This window comes from Limosilactobacillus coleohominis, assembly GCF_016901675.1.
Taxonomy (GTDB): Bacteria; Bacillota; Bacilli; order Lactobacillales; family Lactobacillaceae; genus Limosilactobacillus; species Limosilactobacillus intestinavium.
The window spans coordinates 1-18639 of record NZ_JACJKU010000009.1 but is presented as its reverse complement, the minus strand read 5'-3'; the positions used below and the strand labels follow the sequence as shown (position 1 = coordinate 18639).

Sequence of the window (18639 nt, the reverse complement as noted above, 5' to 3'; positions counted from 1 at the left end):
CAATGGATACCACCATACAAGCTGATGAAAAGGTGATTGTCACCGGCCTTGATACTGGCCAAGAAGATTATGATTACTCAATGATCGAGTTAAAGGAACTTGCTCAGGCCAATCAAATGGATGTTGTCGACCGGGTTGATCAAGTTTTAGATCGTCCTAATGCAGCCACATACTTTGGTAAGGGTAAAATTGAAGAAATTAAAAACATTGCGGCTGCGGAAAATGTAACCACCATTATTACCAATGATGAATTGTCGCCTAGTCAATTAAGCAATCTGAATGACGAAATTGGCATTCGGGTAATTGACCGCACCGCGTTGATTTTGGAAATTTTCGCTAAGCGAGCTCAAACCAAAGAAGCTAAAATCCAAGTTCAAATTGCTCAATTGGAATACCGTCTTCCTCGTTTGCACACGGCTGCTAACCAGCGCTTAGACCAGCAAACTGGTGGAGGATCCGGATTTACCAACCGTGGTGCCGGTGAAACGCAAATTGAAATGGACCGGCGGGTCATTCAAAAAAATATTAGCCACTTACGGCGTGAGTTAAAGCAAATTAATAAGTCCGAAGCCACTAAGCGTGCTCTTCGTGATAAGAGTGCAATCCCAACAGCGGCCTTAGTTGGTTATACCAACGCCGGTAAATCAACGATCATGAATAAGATGATTGACCGCTATGGTATCTCCAAAGAAAAAGAAGTTTTTGAAAAGGACATGTTATTTGCCACGCTTGATACTAGCGTTCGTCAACTAACTCTTCCTGATCAAAAGCGTTTCATTTTAAGTGACACGGTCGGGTTTGTTTCAAAGTTGCCTACCCACTTGATTGAAGCTTTTAAATCTACGTTGACAGAAGCTGCTAAGGCTGATTTACTCATTCAGGTGATTGACTATTCTGATCCGCACAAGGAAGAAATGATCAAAACTACCGAAAAAACGCTACGGCAGATCGGGATTGATGATATTCCAATGGTTTACGTATTCAACAAAGCTGATAAAACCAGTTACGAATTTCCAACCATGGAGGGCGATGACCATGTTGTGATCTCCGCCAAAAATAAGGAATCACTGGATTTGTTAACCAAAGTTATCAAGCAACACTTGTTTAATAACTACCGTGACGCACAATTGTTGGTGCCATTTACCGATGGTCATGTCGTTTCATACTTAAACGAACACGCTAATATCACTAATACTGAATACCAAAACGATGGAACCCTTCTTAAGGTGGAAATCAGTCCAAGTGATCTGCAGCGATTCGAAAAATACGTTGTGGAATAGTATCAAAGTTTAACAGTATGCTACATAAAAAGGTCTAAGCATTCGGAAATGCCGAACGCTTGGACCTTTTTTGTGCTTCCATGTTGATTTAGTGCTATTTGAGAAAGTCGGTCACTAATTTTACAATCTCTGGACGATGTGCCCCATCTAACATATGGTTCTCGCCATCGATTAAATGAAGTTCACTCTGTGGCAGAATGACGTGATACTTTCTGCTGGCTTCAGGTGAAACCACGTGATCCGCTGTCCCATGAATCAGTAAAACTGGACCATCAAAATGCTGGGCAGTTTCGTAAATCGGCAATAATTGGGCGGTACGGAAATAATCGCCACCAACTTTAAAGCCATCTACCATTACACTGCTTGGAATATGCATCGGGTCGTAAGTACTCCCCTGGCAAACACCCTGCAAAGCATCGCTTTTGAGTGTAGCAGCTGGGGCAAGCAGTACTAATTTTTCAATGACATCATGATAATAAGCCGCGAGCATAGAGGCTACTACTCCGCCTTGGGAGTGTCCCACCAGGTAAATGTGCTGAGCCTTCATTTTTTGATGAGCAAAATCAATCACTTTCATGCCATCCAAAAGTTCGCTTAGTACCGTCATGTCTTCAAACTTGCCGTCACTCTTACCGCAACCATCAAAATCAAAACGTAGAGTTGGCAGGCCAACTTGATTTAATGCATGAGCAACGACTGGTAATATCTTATTTTCGTCATAACCCAAATCACCCTTGAAGCCGTGCATCAAGATTACAACAGTATCATTTTCTAAGGTCGTCGTTCCTTCCAACAACCCATGTAATTTTAAACCATCCCGTTGAATTGTAATTTCCATCATTTTCTCACCTCAAATAACAAAGAAAGGGACTATGACCTCATAGCAGGCCACGGTCCCTTTGTCATTAACCAGATTAATTAGCGAATTGCATTACGGGTCTTGCCACCGTTAATAATCGTAACGGTGTCATTCAAAGCAATTTCAACCATGTTCCGTACTGAAGTCTTAGTAAAGAAGGCAACGTGTGGAGTTACCACAACATTTGGCATTGCAGCTAATGTCTTGTAGTCTTCTGGAACTTCATCTGCGGAAACTTTCTTGCCAAAGTATGTAGTTTCATCCGCCAACGTGTCCAGACCAGCACCGGCAATTTCGCCGTCTTGTAATGCCTTAATTAATGCTTGAGTATCAACCAAGCCACCACGTGCCATGTTGATAAGGTATGCAGAATTCTTCATCTTCTTTAGAGTATCCGCATTAATAATGTTCTTTGTGCTTGGGAACAGTGGAGTGTGCAGACTAATAATGTCTGATTCCTTTAAAACGGTGTCCAAATCAGTGTAATCTACAAATGCTTCTTGTTCTGGATCGTAGAATGGGTCGTAAGCAATTACTTTTGCACCCAGGGCCTTATAGATTTGGGCGGTAGCACCACCAATGTGGCCTAAACCAATGATCCCTACTGTAAGGTTGAAGATTTCGTTAGATACTAAGTCGGGAGCCCAACTAAAGTCGTGATCTTCTTCCATTCGTTGGTTAAATAGTCCAATTTTACGATTTAAGTACATTGCTTGGGTGACACCCATTTCAGCAATTGCCCGTGGTGAGTAAATTGAAACCCGGGTAATCGTAATGTTGTTTGCTTTAGCGGCATCCAAATCAACCATGTCAAAACCAGCTGTCCGGAGACCAATCTGCTTAATACCGAAGCTAGCCAGCTTTTTGTAAACATCAGCGCTGCCTAATGATTGAGTTTGTTGAGTAATAACCCCATCAAATCCCTTTGCCATGTCAACAGTGTCGTCGTTTAACAAGTCGGCAACCATTTTGACTTCGTTACCGGTCTTCTTTTCCCATGCTTCAGCATAAGACTTTTCAATTGGCTTTGTACCAAACATAATGATTTTCATGAATGTTTCCCCTTTCCAAAATCCAATCTTTACATTGTCTAGTATACACGATTTTTATGACAAATAAGTGGACCATTTACAAATAAATGGTCCACTTAGTGAAATCTTAATTTAAAAATGCATGAGCAAAATCTTGGTAGAATTTGATCGCATTGTAATAAGCATCCAAGTTAACAAATTCATTTGGCATGTGAGAAGTATTGCTACCGGGTCCAATAATGATGCTGGTAAAGTCCTTTTTCGATTGGGTAAACTCTTGTCCATCATTAGCACCGGTACTGGTCCCCACACCTGGTTTAAAGCCAAGGCTATCTTGTGCAACTTTTTGTGCTAGCTTGATTAGCAGTGCATCAGGATCGCCACCCATTGGTTCTTCTGGGAAGGTGTAATTGATGCTAAGGTTAAATCCTGGCTTTTGATTCAAATCATCGATAATTTTTTCTAATTTGTCGTAAACAACTTGGTTAGGATATTCTGGAATGGTCCGAATGTTCCCGCCTAGTGTTGCTTCAGAAGGAACACTGTTGATCTGCTCACCACCACTAATCAGGGAAATTACATGGGTGAGTTTACCAAGAGCTGGGTCTTCATGATCAAATTTGGCCAATTCTTCTTTTGCCTGATTTGCAAATTCAAACAAGTTATCAATCGCGTTAATCCCCATTTCAGGACGAGAACTGTGAGCGGCCTTACCAACCGAGGTAACGTGGTAATCAATTACCCCTTTGCAAGCGTAAGTGATAGTTTTCAAATCATCACGCGGTTCAGCAATTACTAAGCCATCCAAATCGTCAGCGAAACCTTGCTTGGTTAATTCACCAGCACCGTAATTACCAGTTTCTTCACCAACGGTTGCCAGTAACTTAATGGTACCTGGGAGCTTTTCACCCTTTTCAAGCATTTCAAGGAGGGCAACTACTAATGCAGATAAGCCGCTCTTCATATCACAAGCACCACGACCATAAAGCTTGTCATCCATCACAACTGGATCAAACGGATCGCTGTCCCAAGCGTCTAAATCTCCGGGATCCACAACGTCCATGTGGCCAGAATAGCCAAGAACTTTACCGCCGTTGCCAATTGTAACTACAAGATTATCACGACCAGGAGCATAGCTAACCTTTTCCACTTTCACATTGTCACCAACGTATGGTTGAAAAAGACTCGCAATATAATCTGCTAGTTCGGCTTCGTTTTGATTAACTGTTTGAATACTAATAATCTTTTTTAAGACGTTTAATTGCTCTTCCTTAGTCATGATAATTGCTCCTTTACTTGTTATTTTGAACTTGGATATCTTGTGCTTGTTGGTAAAGTTTCTTTAAAGTACCGTTCTTCTTATCCTTGGAAATCGTGGCGTTAATCTTCTTTAATAAGGCTTTGTCATCTTTCCGAACAGCAACTCTTGTACCAGCAGTCTTCTTGTTGTACTTGAAGCTGATGTTATTAGCTACTGCGTACTTATCTGGGTGTTCCTTAGCGTATGCTTCAGCAGTATCTTGACCTGTGATTACACCATCAAGTGTGCCGTTTTGTAATTCTTGGAAGAGGGTGTTGTTAGAACTTTCTGTAACTAACTTAACGCCCTTTAACTTCTTACCAATGGTTTCTTGTTCAGATGATTGTTGTGCCCCAAGTGTTTGGCCCTTTAGTGCTGAAATGCCAGAGTACTTGTCCTTGTTCTTAGGTGAAACTAATAGTACTTGACCGCTTTCGTTGTATGTCTTGGAGAATGAAACTACCTTTGCCCGTTGCTTAGTGTATGCCATCCCTGCCATTACGATATCAACTTTCTTGTTTTGCAACTCGTTAATTAATGATGGGAAGGCCATGTTAACGAACTTAACTTTTTTAACACCCATGTCCTTAGCAATTTCATGAGCTAATAGAACATCATAACCAACAATTTGTGATTTACCATTCTTCACAATTTGGAAATCATATGGTGCAAAGTCAGCAGAAGTCCCAACTACTAGTTCTTTCTTATTCTTAATGTTTTGTACACTGTTATCTTTTTGTGCCCCACACCCAGCTAAAACAGTGCTGAGTCCAATCATAATTGTTAATGCTGCTACAACGGTCTTCTTTAAATGTTTAAATTGCATAATTTCTCTCCTCTTGATTGTTCTTATTTACATTTTTAACCACTCTAAATTCATATTTATTCGTCGTCGCATGATATAATCCCCCGTTAACGTATTTATATTCAATTTATGTGTATATAATATCCTTTGGTTTGAATAAATGCAAGTACTTTTTCATAAAATATTCAAATTATTTGGATATTTGTGTATAAAAATAAGGATCCAGTGAATAATCACTGAATCCTTATTGATTATTTAAACGGTTTGATCACGGTCTTGCAAATGCATTCCGTCATCATCTTTTTCTTCACCTAATAATTCTTGGTTATTGTCTAATTCAGACTTACCAGCAAAGTGGTGATATTGTAACCAGTACATTGCAACAAGTAAGAGTAAGAAGAAGACAACAGCAATTCCAGCTAAGACACTGTTACAGAATGCAACGTAGTGAGTTCCAAGCCCACCGCTAATGCCATTCCGCAATCCGAGGATTGAGTATGTCATTGGCAATGCATAGTGAATAACATTGTAGAACTTCATCGTAACTTCCATTGGGAAGGTACCACCAGAACCACCAAGTTGAAGCATTAAGAGAACCATTGCGACGAATCGTCCAGGGTTATCAAAGGTCATGGACAAGAACATTACAACGGCCATTGACGCTAGCCCAAACAGAATCAACGTTCCAAAGAATGATGGAACATGAATGACTGTCAGACCAAGGGCCATCATAATACCACCTTCGGCAATCGCCATTAAGGTACTCATAAGACTACCAAGAACAACTTTACTTGCCCACCATGCCAATGGTGAACGACCTTGAATTGCCACCCGACGAATTGGGTAAACAAAGTTGAAGATCAAAGCACCAACATACAATGCAACCGAAAGTACGTATGGAGCTAATGCGTGACCATAGTTAGGAACGTAGCTGTAACTCTTGTGCTTAACTTCAGTTGGTTCAGCAATCATCTTTGCAGTCCGCTTCGTTGGCTTAATCCCGTTAACAGTCTTGGCACCCTTACCAAGAGCAGAAGCTAATTGACCAGCACCTTGGTTCAAACGGGTAATTCCTTGAACTAGTGCAGGTGAATTATTAACTAATTGTTGAGTTCCGTTAGCTAGTTGGTTAACACCGCCGACTAAGGCTGGTACTTGGGCATTTAATTGACCTAATGCACCAGCTAATTGACCGGCACCTGAGTTCAAAGCACCAGAGTTAGCTGTTAATTGACTAGCACCAGCACCTGCTTGCGCAACTCCAGCAGTGTATTGGCCAATCCCACTTGCTAACGTGTTAGAACCATCAGCTGCGGTATCGACACCATTAGTGTATTGGTTGACACCGGCGTTTAGGCTTGCAGAACCAGCTGCAATTTGACTAGTGGCCGATTGCAATGCCTGAATTTGATCTTTTGATCCAGCTAATCCAGTTAAAGCTCCTTTATAACCATTCAAAGTGTCAAGCAACTTATTAGCTTGTTTAATTGTTCCATCAGCACTATCAAGAACATTTGACATGTTAGAAAGTTGACCAAGTTGGCCTTGCATTTCCTTCAAAGAGCTGCCTAAACCATTCAAACCTTTTAATGTATTACCGGCACTAGCAATTGTTGTAGCACTGTCCTTAGCAGCAGTTGCATTAGAAGCAGCTTGACCTGCTAATTGGCTCAATTGACCCTTAATGTTGTTATCACTGGTTGAACTAGCTAAGGATTGTAACTCCTTAGCAATTTCAGCATCACCTGTGGCAGCTTTACCTGCATTCTGAGCAGCATCAAATAATTGTCCTTTAACTTCTTGTCCCATACCGGATAATGAACTAGAAGCCTGTTGGAGATTACCAGCATTCTCTTGGACACCGGCTAAAGCAGTTTTAGCAGTAGTTAATCCCGTTTGTAATTGTGCAAGACTCTCCTTAAGATATTGAGCTTGGTTCATTGCGCCCATGATACCGTCAAAGTCCATGTTACCTAATTGGGTTAATTGACTATTACTACCATTTACAGCACTATTTAATTGGTTTGCACCTGAGGCTAATCGACCAGCGCCGCTCCGTAGCGCTCCAGAATTACCACGGAGGGTGTTCAATCCAGAACTTAACTGTCCAGCACCAGAATTCAATGCCCCTGAGTTAGCTTGCAAAGTCCCTAACCCGGCAGCTAGTTGACCAACACCGCCAGTGTAACGGGCAATCCCACTAGCAAGCGTTGAACTTCCGCTGGCTAACTGTTGAGCACCAGAAGCAAGCGGTGCCACACTCATCCGCAGCGTTTGCACACCATTGTTAACTTGTGAAACCCCAGCAACATACTGGTTGACTCCACTTTGCAGAGTTACTAACCCGTTGTCCAACTGGGTTGCACCACTTGCAGCTTGGTTCATCCCTTTACCAAGAACCTTCAATTCCTTAAACATTGCGGTGGCATAAGCATTCGTGACATTTGCCCGAATTCTTTCATTCAGCCGTGTCATTGCCACTTGACTCATAACGTAACCAATGTAGTTCAAAGAATCGTTGGTACTATATTTCAATTTCATTGTTTCAGGGTGCTTATCCAAGACGGTAGTTGCGTTCTTAGAAAAGTTTTCTGGAATGGTCACAACGGTGTAATACTTCCGGTGTGACATTCCATATTTCCCCTGACTTTCAGAAACGAATTTCCAATCCAATTGGTGATTATGTTTCAATTCCTTGACCATTTGATCACCAACAGCCATTCTTTTCCCTTGATAATCAACGGGAACATCCTTATTAACCACTGCCACTGGCAGATTTTGGGTACTTCCATAAGGATCCCATACTGACTTCAGAAAAAAGATACTATATAGGAATGGAATAAAGCAAATAACAATCGATGATAATAATAGCAAATGATTCCGTCGAATATGACGAAATTCTGCTTTAATCATTTCCCACATTTTTCTCCCTCCATTATTGCTTATTGAATAGAAGCACTAGATAACTGTAAAACAGTTTGTTTTACAAAATCAACCACTTTTTGGACCGGAACGTCGTAACTATTCATTTGCCACCAATAGCAACCACCAATAATGGCGCCAGCATAGACATACGATAACAATTCCGGATTTGATGAATCATGAATTTCTTTTGCAACTTCACTGACCTTAACCTGGCGTTCAGAATCAGCTTGTTTCAGTAACACCTCACTAAGGATACGAATCATTTCCGTATAAAAAGTACTGTTGGCACTGTCCCCTGATAAATGCCGAAAGACTTTTTTATGATTTCCCAAATATGATATCGTCAACTGAATAAAATCATCTTCCGTATCAGATTCTTCAACGATCTGATTAAGACGGGTATTAATTAATTGCTCCAACAGATCATATTTATCATGAAAGTACCGGTAAAAACTGCTACGGTGAAGCAATGCTTCGTTACAAATCTGGTCAACGGTAATTTTTTCAAATGGTTTGGTTTCAAGAATCGTTGCCAAAGCATTTTGAAAATCCCGTACCGTCCGATTCATTTTCAAGTTTTTCTCCCTCCCTATCCTATTTCTAAAGAGATATTATAATTAGTTCCTCATTGAGACTACATAGTCATATTAACACACTTGTATTTAAAAGATACATTTTAGTTTATTTGTCTCTATTACGATTTTTTATTGCCTGCAACTTATTATGGTAAAATATTACATGCAAGCGTTTACGTTTCGAGGAGGCTTTTTAACAATGGAAATTTCACAAAACAACTTTGGCCAAGCTAATGGTCATCCAGTTACTCGCTATACTGTTGCTAATGACCATGGTGTCAGAATGAGTGTTTTAAACTTTGGTGGTATTTGGCAAGAATTCTCTGTTCCAACTGACAATGGTCAACTGAACCTGTTATTGTCAGCAAACTCAATGGAGGATTACTTAGATGCTGGTTATAGTATCTGTCAGCTGATTGGCCCCGTTGCCAACCGGATTGGCAAGGCACAATTCTCCATCGACGGACAAAATTATCAACTGCAAGCTAATGAAGGACAAAATTCATTGCACAGCGGTGATCAAGGTTGGCAAAATCACTTCTGGCATGTTGCAACAGAAGCAAATGATAATGAAGGAAAAATCATTCTCAGTAATCATTACAGTCCTGATGACGATGGCATGCCTGCAGATACTGACATTCACGTTGTTTATACACTTCACAGCGATGATAGCGTCACAATCGATATGTACGGTGAAAGTGACGCTCCAACGTTATTCAATCCAACTAATCACTCCTACTGGAACTTAGCTGATGCTGATGTGGATACGGTCGAAGGACAAGAATTAACTGTTAATTCTAAATATCACCTTGCTGTTAATAGTGACAAGATCCCTACTGGCGTCCTTGTTGAAAATCTTGGTTCTGCATATGATTTTAAAAACGGACATTCTCTTGGACACGCTTTGAATGAAATGCTGAAGACTCCTGAAAAGGGCTTTGACGACTTCTTTGCAGTTAAACCAAGCACCACCTTCGACGGTGATCCAATCGCTAGTTTGAAAGATCCAAAATCAGGACGCGAATTGAAGATGTACTCAGACCGTAATACGCTGGTTGTCTTCTCTGCAAATGGATTACCAGCATCTGTTAAGTTGAACCGTCCCGGCAAATCATGGGCTGCATTAGCACTAGAAGCACAAGCATTACCTGATGCTCCTCATCATCCAGAATTTGGCGACATTACACTCCGGCCATTAGCACCAGTTCACCACCAAATCCGTTATGAAATTAAATATTAATAACTAAAATGTAATACAAAAAGTCCAGACACCCATTGAAAGTGTCTGGACTTTTCTTATTTCCCAAGAAATATTATTTTTCTAAGTCACGAATCAGACGACCAACATTTTCAGCTGTTTCAGCAATATCATGAGGTCCATCTTTAATGGCTTGAGCTAATGGTTTAGCGCCTTCAGGTGTAGCAAAAATAGCATCCATGGCATCCGCCGCGTATAGGCTTTCGATGTCCTTGCCAACATTACCTGCTAAAACAATGACTGGTGCATTTGGAGCAACCTCTTTCGTAGCTAGGGCCACCCCGTAAGGAGTTTTACCAAATTTAGTTTGGAAATCAATCCCACCTTCACCAGTAAATACGAAGTCAGCACCTTGGGCTTGTTCTTTCAAGTGGGTAAATTCAACCACTAAGTCAATCCCCTTGGCCATCGTTGAATTAGTAAAGGCCATCAGACCAGTTCCAAGGCCACCAGCAGCACCAGCACCTGGCTTTTCTTCTAAGTCTTTGTTCAGATCACGCTTAATTATTTCAGCATAATGGTGCAAATTGCTATCTAACTTTTTGACCATTTCTGGGGTGGCACCCTTTTGTGGACCAAAGACAGCAGAAGCACCATCCTTACCCGTTAGCGGGTTAGTAACGTCTGAAGCAATTAATACTTTCGTGGCTTTAATCCGGGGATCTATATCACTGATATCAATGTGATCTAGTTGGCCTAGTGCCCCACCACCATAAGCTAATTCATGATCATCACTATCTAATAGCTTGGCACCTAAAGCCTGCGCCATACCAGCTCCACCATCATTAGTGGCAGAACCACCAATTCCAAGAATAATTTTCTTAACACCATGATCCATCGCATCCAACATTAATTCACCAGTCCCGTAGGTTGTAGTGATCATCGGATTATGTGTTTCATCATTTACGTATTGAATACCACTTGCTTGTGCCATTTCGATGACGGCAGTTTGACCATCACCCAGGATACCATAATAAGCTTCACTTAATTGATCCAAGGGGTTATGAACCGTCTTTGTAATTAAATGACCGTGCGTTGCATCGACCAATAATTGGACAGTTCCTTCACCGCCATCTGCCATTGGTACCATTGAATAATCAGCATCAGGGAAAATTCTCGTTAATCCTTTTTTCATTGCTTCTGCTACTTGTTTAGCAGTTAGCGAACCCTTAAAGGAATCTGGAGCAATCACAAATTTCATCACGCGCACCTCCTAGATTAAGTGCAAGAAACCATACAGAATGGTTGCAGTCAAACAAGCTGAACCACCACAGATAGCTTCATAAAGGATACCTTGAGAACGTTGCTTGATATCCATATTCATCGCATTGGCAGTAACGTGGAAGTAGTTACCTTGTGGTAATTCATCAATCACAATCGCACCAGTGTGTACCATTGCGGCGGCAGCCAGTGGTTGAACACCGAAGCCCAAGATTGCCTTGGAGAATGAACCAGTAGCCAAGATAACACCAGTAGAGGTAGAAGCAGCAGCTCCGGCCATTAAAATACCAGATAGTGGTGCCAAGAATACCCCTGAAATGTGGCTAACCTTAATTGCTGAAATCAGTAATTGTGGCAAACTTGACTGCGTAATGGTGGCACCAATGGCACCAGCACCAATTAAAATCATTACAACTGGTGTCATCTTAGTCATCCCAGTTTGGGCGTATGAGCGAATATGACGACCCTTGTGCATTGCCAATGCCCCAATAATGGCAGCAAATGGCAAAACATAAGTGGCATCCAGATCAATAGTGCTCATCCAGTGAACATGAAGAATCTGACCCAATGGGTTAATTAGTAACAAGATGACCGCAATAATTGGAGTAACTAATGATGCTCCCAATGATGGCAAATCATCTTTTTCGATCTTTGGATTATCAGCAAGATCGGCTTTTACTACCGCATCACCCTTATGCTTAATTAATGAAGCAACGATTACCGTAACAATTAAGCCTACAACAGCTGGGATAAAGTCAGCAATCATTACTTGAGACAAGTTCAGACCGAAACCTTTAGCAGCAGCAATGGTGTTGGCGTTTGGTGAAATAATGTTACCAGCCTTACCACCACCAGATAGTGCAACTAGCAGTGCTAACTTGGAAATGTGACTCCGTTCACCAACTTCTAGTGCAATTGGCGCTACAATCAAAACCGCAACCGGGATAAATACACCGACGGCTGTAATAATCATTGTCGCTAAGGACAATGCTAAAATTGCCATCCGGTCTCCCAAACGGTCAACAATTGTCCGCGCAATCGTGTTAGCAGCACCGGAATCCATCATGACACCGGCTAAAACACCAGCTGCTAAGACTCTTACAACGGTCCCCATAACACTCTGGGAACCCTTGACTAAAATGTTTACGGTTTGCATTAAGTTAGCGCCACCAATTAGTGACCCCAAAATTGCACCGATAAACAAAGAATAAACCGCATCAACTTTGCGGAGAATTAGAATAATTGCAATGGCTAACCCAATTAAGGCTCCCCACCAAGAAACAATCATATTTACATCTCCCTCAATGATTGTCTAATAAATTTGCCTATACCGTGAGTATAGTCACGTCACTTTGTGAATACAACTACATTAAATGAGGTAAAACGTTATAAAGTTACCATTTAAATTAGATTGGTATACATTAGATGATGTTATTAATACCATATGATTATTAGTAATTAATTAGCATTGATATAGTTGTATGTAAGCGGTTTAATATGTGATTTAATTTTCACAAAATAATTTAAAAAATTTTTTATTTACTAACATCAGCCTTATCAGCTGTATATATATGACGGAGTTTGAATAGGTAAATTGTGTTAATAGTGCCTAGCAAGATAATAGCGAGCCAGATTGTCCTAATCCCCAAAGCTCTCTGGAAAATCGCCGACACAATGGCTCCTAAGGCAAAGGCGACTACCAATAACATGTAATTAACGGCCGCATTATACTGTTTCTTGTCCTCACCAAAAAAGTAAGCACTCCAGGCAACGACAGAATTCTTTAGATTCCCCGTCGTAAAGACATTGTTGTATGCCATCCCCTGGATTTTACTGAAAGATGCATTTTGCATGGCCAATCCAAACGCAATGGCTGGCACAATATAATAATTGGGCACTGATTTAGGCAGGAAACCAATAATTCCACAAATGATCAGAATTGGAAATAAACAAATGCCACGCCAATAGTGGGTTTTCATATGGGAATGCAAGTAACCTACTAACCCTAAGCCAATTACAAAGGCCACGAATGTGCTCAGTCGGTTCAGCATCCCCATCACATTATGACTGGCTAATGATGATGCAAAGAAAATTACGTTCCCGGTTTGCCCCGCCGAAAGGGTATGACCACGTTGAATATATGTATAAGCATCAATGAAGCCACCACTAAAAGTTAAGGCTACTGCTAAGCTCCGTGCTTCTGAAGGTTTCCAACTCATTTTTATTCCTCTTTCTAATAAAAATCCCTACTCAAATTTAGTAGGGATCTTTTTTACTTATCTTGTTTTTGATAATTAGCCATCGCTAAGAAATTGTCAACATCCAGACTAGCACGACCAATTAAAACACCATCGATGTCAGGCTTGGACATGATTTCTTGAATGTTTTTGGGATTAACACTGCCACCATAGAGGATTCGAATCTTATCCGCAATTTCATATGTATAAACATCCGCAATCATCCGCCTAATTTGACGACACCCTTCTTCAGCCAAAGCAGTATTAGCTCGTTGCCCAACACCAACTGCCCAGCTAGGTTCATATGAAATAATGACATCCCGAATTTGATCCAATGAAACACCATGCAGAACGCTTTGCAGCTGTTTCAAGACGTAATGGATTTCACCATTCATTTCGCGTTGCACCATTGTTTCATCAGTACAAATAATTGGGGTTAGGCCGGTTGCAATGGCCGTTTCCACCTTTTGATGAACTGCTTCGTTGGTTTCATTAAATAACCGACGCCGTTCAATGTGACCAAGCATGACGTGGCTAACTCCAGCTTGGCTGAGTCCGCGCATACTAATTTCACCAGTAAATGGCCCTGAAAGTTGAGGTGCACCATTTTGAGCAATAATGCGAAGTCCCGATTTGCCCGCTGCTTCTTTCATACTGTACAGAGCAAAAGCCTGTCCCGCAATCCCAACTTCAACCTTCTTTGGATCCGGTAAATGATCTCGAATTGCTTTGACAAAGCTAACGGATTCTTGAACAGTCTTATGCATCTTCCAGTTAGCAACGATAAATGGTTTGCGCATGTTATCCCTCCATTCGTTTTTCAAATGCGTCATTTAAATTTTACTCTCTCTGTTACTTTGATGAAACTAATTTAGTTAGGCCTGCTCAAAAAAATATTCGAGATATTCTTGATAGGCAAAGGCCATAATTAAATTTCGCAACATCTGCTTTTGCTTCGTATTTTCTTGTCCAATTTCTTTCAAGTCTTTTTGATAACCGAAGACGTACCGGGTCACGTTATTTAATTCTTGAACAAAATAATTATAAGCAACTTCAGTACTATAGCTATCCTCTTGAATGTGAATGGCCTGCTTTAAATGCCGCTGTTCTAGAACATGTTTGGCAATCACAATAAATAGTAATTGTGCTATTTGATCCCGGCGGTATAGCTTATGCTGGGGCTTGGCAACCAACTGGTGTTTAACATAATTGCTAATCATAGAGCTCGTTACTTTGACGTTTTTAAAAGGTGCCACACACTGCTGAATATATGTCACGACTTGTTTCAAATAAAGACCCATATCTGGAATTTCATGATATTGCGGCAGCGCAAATGATTTTGTTTCTTCTGAGTTCATTCAAACGTTCCTCCTAGTCACCTATTCTAGCGATTTTCTCCTTAGCCTGTCAACATAATCTGTTCAACAGTTTTTCAAAAACCGTTGACAAAGATATTAAAAACGAATATGATGATAAAAAATTTTTAAACGAGGTAATTTATCATGACGGTTAAAATTGTAACCGACTCTGGAGCAAACTCTTTTAGCGAAATCATTGGTGGGGTTGAACACGTCAATGTCCCATTAACAGTGATGGTCAATGGACAATCATGGGCTGATGATGACCAACTGGACTTGAATAATTTCCTGTCCGCATTAAAAAACACTAAAACGGCCACTTCGTCTTCATGTCCAAACATGGGAAGTTGGCTACAGGCCTTTGAGGGAGCAGATGAAATTTTCGTCCTAACCATTACCAGTGCCCTCTCTGGATCATACAATGCAGCGGTTCAGGCTGCAGAAATATATATGAATGATCATCCAAATACAAAAATTCATGTTTTCGATACTAAATCGGCTGGCCCACAAATCAGGTTACTAGCCTCACAACTAGCCGTATTAATTAATCATGGTTACTCTTTTGATGACATTATTAAGATGGTGGACCAGCAAATTCAACAAACTGATCTATTATTTGTTTTGGAAGAACTGGATAATTTAGCAAATAACGGTCGGATCAGTCCAACAATTGCTAAACTGACTAACCTGCTTAATCTCCACATTTATGGAACTGCTAGTGATGCTGGAGAATTCCAAATGTTAGGAAAACTCCGTGGCAGCAAGAAAATGTTCGCCAAATTAACTAAAGTCATGGTGAAACAAGGATATGACGGCGGACGCGTAATGATCGATCATGTGAATAGTCGCGACAACGCTGAAGCAATGGCGAAAGCAATTTCGACCGTCTTTCCTAGTGCTATTATTACCATTTCAACGTGTGGTGCTCTTTGCTCCTATTATGCGGAAAATGGTGGTTTAATGATTGGCTTTGAAAAATAATTTTAATTAATTATGAGATTTTTCTAATTTTATTATTGCATTTTCTAATTTTGAATGATATATTAACAACAATCAAATTTTACAAGTAATCAAATCAGTAGATTGCACGTCTCAATGTTCAGAAAACTGGTGGTTGATGCAAACCAGGCAGGACATGTAATCGAATTACCGCTTGTACGGATCCATTGGTACCGTTAGCAACCAATACGAGGTGGAAAGTCATTCAGAGCTTTCTAGCTAGGTGGTACCGCGGTAATACGTCCTGGTTGAGTTGTATACTCTCCCAGGACTTTTTTATTTGGAGGAATTCAATATGGAAATCAAACGATATAGTCTGCACGATCTATTCTCAACTAACTCACAAAAGCAATTAATTAAATTTTCAACTATGAGGTGTCAATTATGAAAAAAATCGGGTTTAACGAATCAGTCTCAATCTTAATTATTATGTTAGTCATTTTAGGAGTAGGCGTTATTGGCCTGGGTCTTTCCCCACAAGTTCCTGTCTTAACAGTAATTGGACTCCTGATGGCCTGGTTAGCTTTCCGCAAGGTTTCTTGGAAAGAAATCACTGCCGGAATTACTGAAGGAATCTCAACTGCCATTGTTCCAATCTTTATTTTCCTTCTCATTGGGAGCTTGATTGCAGTTTGGATCAAAGCTGGAATTATCCCATCATTAATGGTCTTAGGCTTCCATCTGATTAGCGCTCAATTCTTTGTCCCTTCTGTATCCCTGGTTTGTTCACTGGTTGGACTAGCCATCGGAAGTGGATTTACCACCGTTTCAACTGTTGGATTAGCACTCTTTGGAATGGGGACTACCCTTGGAATCAACCCAGCATTAACCGCTGGTGCCATCATCTCCGGAGCAGTCTTCGGTGATAAGATGTCCCCACTGTCAGATTCGACTAACTTGGCTTCTGCAGTTGCGGGTTCCGACCTCTTTGCTCACATCAAAAACATGATGTGGACTACTATTCCAGCGTTCTTGGTTTCACTAATCCTATTCGCAGTTCTCGGATTCACTAACAAGGGTGCTAGTGTTAACAGCATTGCTAAAACATCAGAAGTACTAACCAGTAACTTCTCAGTTTCCTGGTGGGCAGCCTTACCAATCATTTTGATGTTCGTTTGTGCATGGCGGAAGCTACCTGCAATCCCAACACTTTTCCTTAACATTCTAGTATCAATTGTGATGATCTTCGTTGAAACTCCTGGTTTTGCAGTTAAGAAGCTCGCAACACTGATTGAATCAGGATTCGTTGCCCACACAGGTAACAAAGCTGTTGATGCACTGCTCAGTCGTGGTGGAATTGCTAGCATGATGGGCACCGTTTCCTTAATCATCATGACACTAGCCCTTGGTGGTATCCTGATGCATGAAGGAATCATTGAAAATGCTATGAAGCCATTAATTGATCGTTTGAAGCAACCAGGTCGCTTGATTACCACTACTATTTTCGCAGGAATTGGCGTGAACCTCTTCGTTGGTGAACAATACCTTTCAGTAATTCTCCCAGGTAATGCTTTCCGGAGCGCCTTCAAGCGAATTGGCCTTTCCCCATTAGCATTAAGCCGGGTACTGGAAGATGGTGGTAGTGTTATTAACTACCTTATTCCATGGGGTGTTGCCGGATCGTTCGTAGCTTCAACCCTTGGCGTTCCAGTTCTTCACTTCTTACCATTTACTTTCTTTAGTCTCCTTTCACCAGTCTTCTCAATCTTGAGTGGTTTTACTGGTGTTGGACTAAAGTGGCAAGATTCAAAAGCTCCTGAAGCAGATAACAATTCTAGTTCAATTCTTAATACTTCAGCTGAATAAACAATAAAGCCATGTTTGAAGGTGATTTCAAACATGGCTTTTTATATTGAACTAGTTATTTTAGTAACCCTTGTTGGAATAATCTCGCTTACCGAAAATGGCAGTACCAACCCGTACACAGGTGGAGCCTTCTTCAACTGCAATTTCAAAATCATGGGTCATTCCCATACTTAAAACATCAAGTTGCAATTGGTCATTGGCTGCATTCATATCGTTGAGCAATTCCTTCAGTTTCCGGAAAATTGAACGATCCTTTTCTACATCATCGTAGTATGGCGCACTAGTCATTAAGCCACGTAACTTAACGTGTGGTAGCTCTAAGGCTTCGTTTGCCAATGCCATACAATCTTCTAGATCTGGCATTACACCAAACTTACTCTCTTCGCGGCCTACATTAACTTCAATCAACACTGGAATCACACGGTCCGCCTTCCGTCCTTCTTTTTCAATGGTATGAAGGAGCTTAATGGTATCTACTGAGTGAATTGCTTGAATATAACTAGCAATGTACTTAACCTTATTCCGTTGTAAGTGGCCAATCATATGCCAGTGAATGTCATCCGGTAATTCATCATGCTTATTACGTAATTCTTGAACATAATTTTCACCAAAATCACGCCAACCAGCATCATAGAGTGTCTGAATATCTTCAGCGGGGTGGTTCTTGCTAACTGGTAAAATCGTTACTTCTTTAGGATCACGATTACTGCGTTTACAAGCGGCAGCAACTCGCTCCTGAACTTCTTTCATATTTGCTAGAATATCCATTTTAATTGTTCCTTCCATCCTAATTATGAAATCTTTACCTATTTATTATTGTCAATTTATGCTTATTATGCAAGCTGAAACCAAAATAAGGCCTAAGGACCTGCTCATTGACGTGTACCCAAAAAGTTGGAAGTTGAATATTCTGGCTTAATAATTGAATAAATATTTTTCTAGGCAACTAGATACTGCTCATACTGAAGCGGTGTTTGGTTGCCTA

At 40.7% G+C, this 18639-nt stretch carries 16 protein-coding genes; 4 read left to right on the top strand and 12 right to left on the bottom strand.

Annotation, left to right across the window (positions count from 1 at the left end):
• Nucleotides 1-2: 2 nt before the first annotated feature.
• Nucleotides 3-1280 (top strand): GTPase HflX, encoded by a 1278-nt coding sequence (gene hflX / locus H5975_RS01770; RefSeq protein ID WP_204784628.1) that lies wholly within the window; start codon nucleotides 3-5, stop codon nucleotides 1278-1280.
• A gap of 94 nt (nucleotides 1281-1374) precedes the next feature.
• On the opposite strand, the gene H5975_RS01765 is transcribed toward hflX, so the two are convergent.
• The 6 genes from H5975_RS01765 to H5975_RS01740 form a co-directional block, all read right to left on the bottom strand.
• Nucleotides 1375-2118, bottom strand: coding sequence for an alpha/beta hydrolase (locus H5975_RS01765; RefSeq protein ID WP_204784640.1), 744 nt, complete (start codon nucleotides 2116-2118; stop codon nucleotides 1375-1377).
• 80 nt (nucleotides 2119-2198) lie between these two features.
• Nucleotides 2199-3191, bottom strand: coding sequence for a D-2-hydroxyacid dehydrogenase (locus tag H5975_RS01760; RefSeq protein WP_204784627.1), 993 nt, complete (start codon nucleotides 3189-3191; stop codon nucleotides 2199-2201).
• Between the two features lie 106 nt (nucleotides 3192-3297).
• Nucleotides 3298-4449: an ArgE/DapE family deacylase gene (locus tag H5975_RS01755; protein ID WP_204784626.1), complete on the bottom strand. Its 1152-nt coding sequence runs from the start codon at nucleotides 4447-4449 to the stop codon at nucleotides 3298-3300.
• Nucleotides 4450-4462: 13 nt separating this feature from the next.
• Nucleotides 4463-5296, bottom strand: a complete 834-nt coding sequence (locus H5975_RS01750; protein WP_239473110.1) for a transporter substrate-binding domain-containing protein — start codon at nucleotides 5294-5296, stop codon at nucleotides 4463-4465.
• A gap of 234 nt (nucleotides 5297-5530) precedes the next feature.
• Nucleotides 5531-8197: a YhgE/Pip domain-containing protein gene (locus H5975_RS01745; protein ID WP_204784625.1), complete on the bottom strand. Its 2667-nt coding sequence runs from the start codon at nucleotides 8195-8197 to the stop codon at nucleotides 5531-5533.
• A 20-nt stretch (nucleotides 8198-8217) separates the two neighbouring features.
• The gene (locus H5975_RS01740; protein WP_239473112.1) at nucleotides 8218-8769 is read right to left on the bottom strand and encodes a TetR/AcrR family transcriptional regulator; all 552 of its coding nucleotides are present in this window, start codon (nucleotides 8767-8769) and stop codon (nucleotides 8218-8220) included.
• A gap of 205 nt (nucleotides 8770-8974) precedes the next feature.
• Between H5975_RS01740 and H5975_RS01735 the strand changes: the two genes are divergently transcribed.
• On the top strand, nucleotides 8975-10015 hold the full coding sequence (locus H5975_RS01735; protein WP_204784623.1) for an aldose epimerase family protein: 1041 nt from the start codon (nucleotides 8975-8977) through the stop codon (nucleotides 10013-10015).
• Between the two features lie 73 nt (nucleotides 10016-10088).
• Here H5975_RS01735 and H5975_RS01730 read toward each other — a convergent pair whose 3' ends face one another.
• The 5 genes from H5975_RS01730 to H5975_RS01710 form a co-directional block, all read right to left on the bottom strand.
• On the bottom strand, nucleotides 10089-11234 hold the full coding sequence (locus tag H5975_RS01730) for a glycerate kinase family protein (RefSeq protein ID WP_204784622.1): 1146 nt from the start codon (nucleotides 11232-11234) through the stop codon (nucleotides 10089-10091).
• A gap of 12 nt (nucleotides 11235-11246) precedes the next feature.
• A complete protein-coding gene (locus tag H5975_RS01725) occupies nucleotides 11247-12542 on the bottom strand; it encodes a GntP family permease (RefSeq protein ID WP_204784621.1) in 1296 nt (431 codons plus the stop codon).
• Nucleotides 12543-12789: 247 nt separating this feature from the next.
• Nucleotides 12790-13473 (bottom strand): YoaK family protein, encoded by a 684-nt coding sequence (locus H5975_RS01720; protein ID WP_204784620.1) that lies wholly within the window; start codon nucleotides 13471-13473, stop codon nucleotides 12790-12792.
• Between the two features lie 53 nt (nucleotides 13474-13526).
• Entirely contained in the window at nucleotides 13527-14291 is a 765-nt protein-coding gene (gene tpiA / locus H5975_RS01715) for a triose-phosphate isomerase (protein WP_204784619.1), read from the bottom strand.
• A gap of 75 nt (nucleotides 14292-14366) precedes the next feature.
• Nucleotides 14367-14849 carry a DUF1836 domain-containing protein gene (locus H5975_RS01710; protein WP_204784618.1) on the bottom strand — a complete coding sequence of 161 codons (483 nt, stop codon included), beginning with the start codon at nucleotides 14847-14849 and terminating at the stop codon, nucleotides 14367-14369.
• A gap of 144 nt (nucleotides 14850-14993) precedes the next feature.
• On the opposite strand from H5975_RS01710, the gene H5975_RS01705 reads away from it, so the two are divergent.
• Complete coding sequence (locus H5975_RS01705) at nucleotides 14994-15830, top strand: DegV family protein (protein ID WP_204784617.1); 837 nt, start codon at nucleotides 14994-14996, stop codon at nucleotides 15828-15830.
• A 402-nt stretch (nucleotides 15831-16232) separates the two neighbouring features.
• A complete protein-coding gene (gene nhaC, locus H5975_RS01700; protein WP_204784616.1) occupies nucleotides 16233-17654 on the top strand; it encodes a Na+/H+ antiporter NhaC in 1422 nt (473 codons plus the stop codon).
• A gap of 60 nt (nucleotides 17655-17714) precedes the next feature.
• Here the strand turns inward: nhaC and H5975_RS01695 are convergent, their stop codons facing one another.
• The gene (locus H5975_RS01695) at nucleotides 17715-18422 is read right to left on the bottom strand and encodes a YggS family pyridoxal phosphate-dependent enzyme (RefSeq protein ID WP_204784615.1); all 708 of its coding nucleotides are present in this window, start codon (nucleotides 18420-18422) and stop codon (nucleotides 17715-17717) included.
• Between the last annotated feature and the right edge of the window lie 217 nt (nucleotides 18423-18639).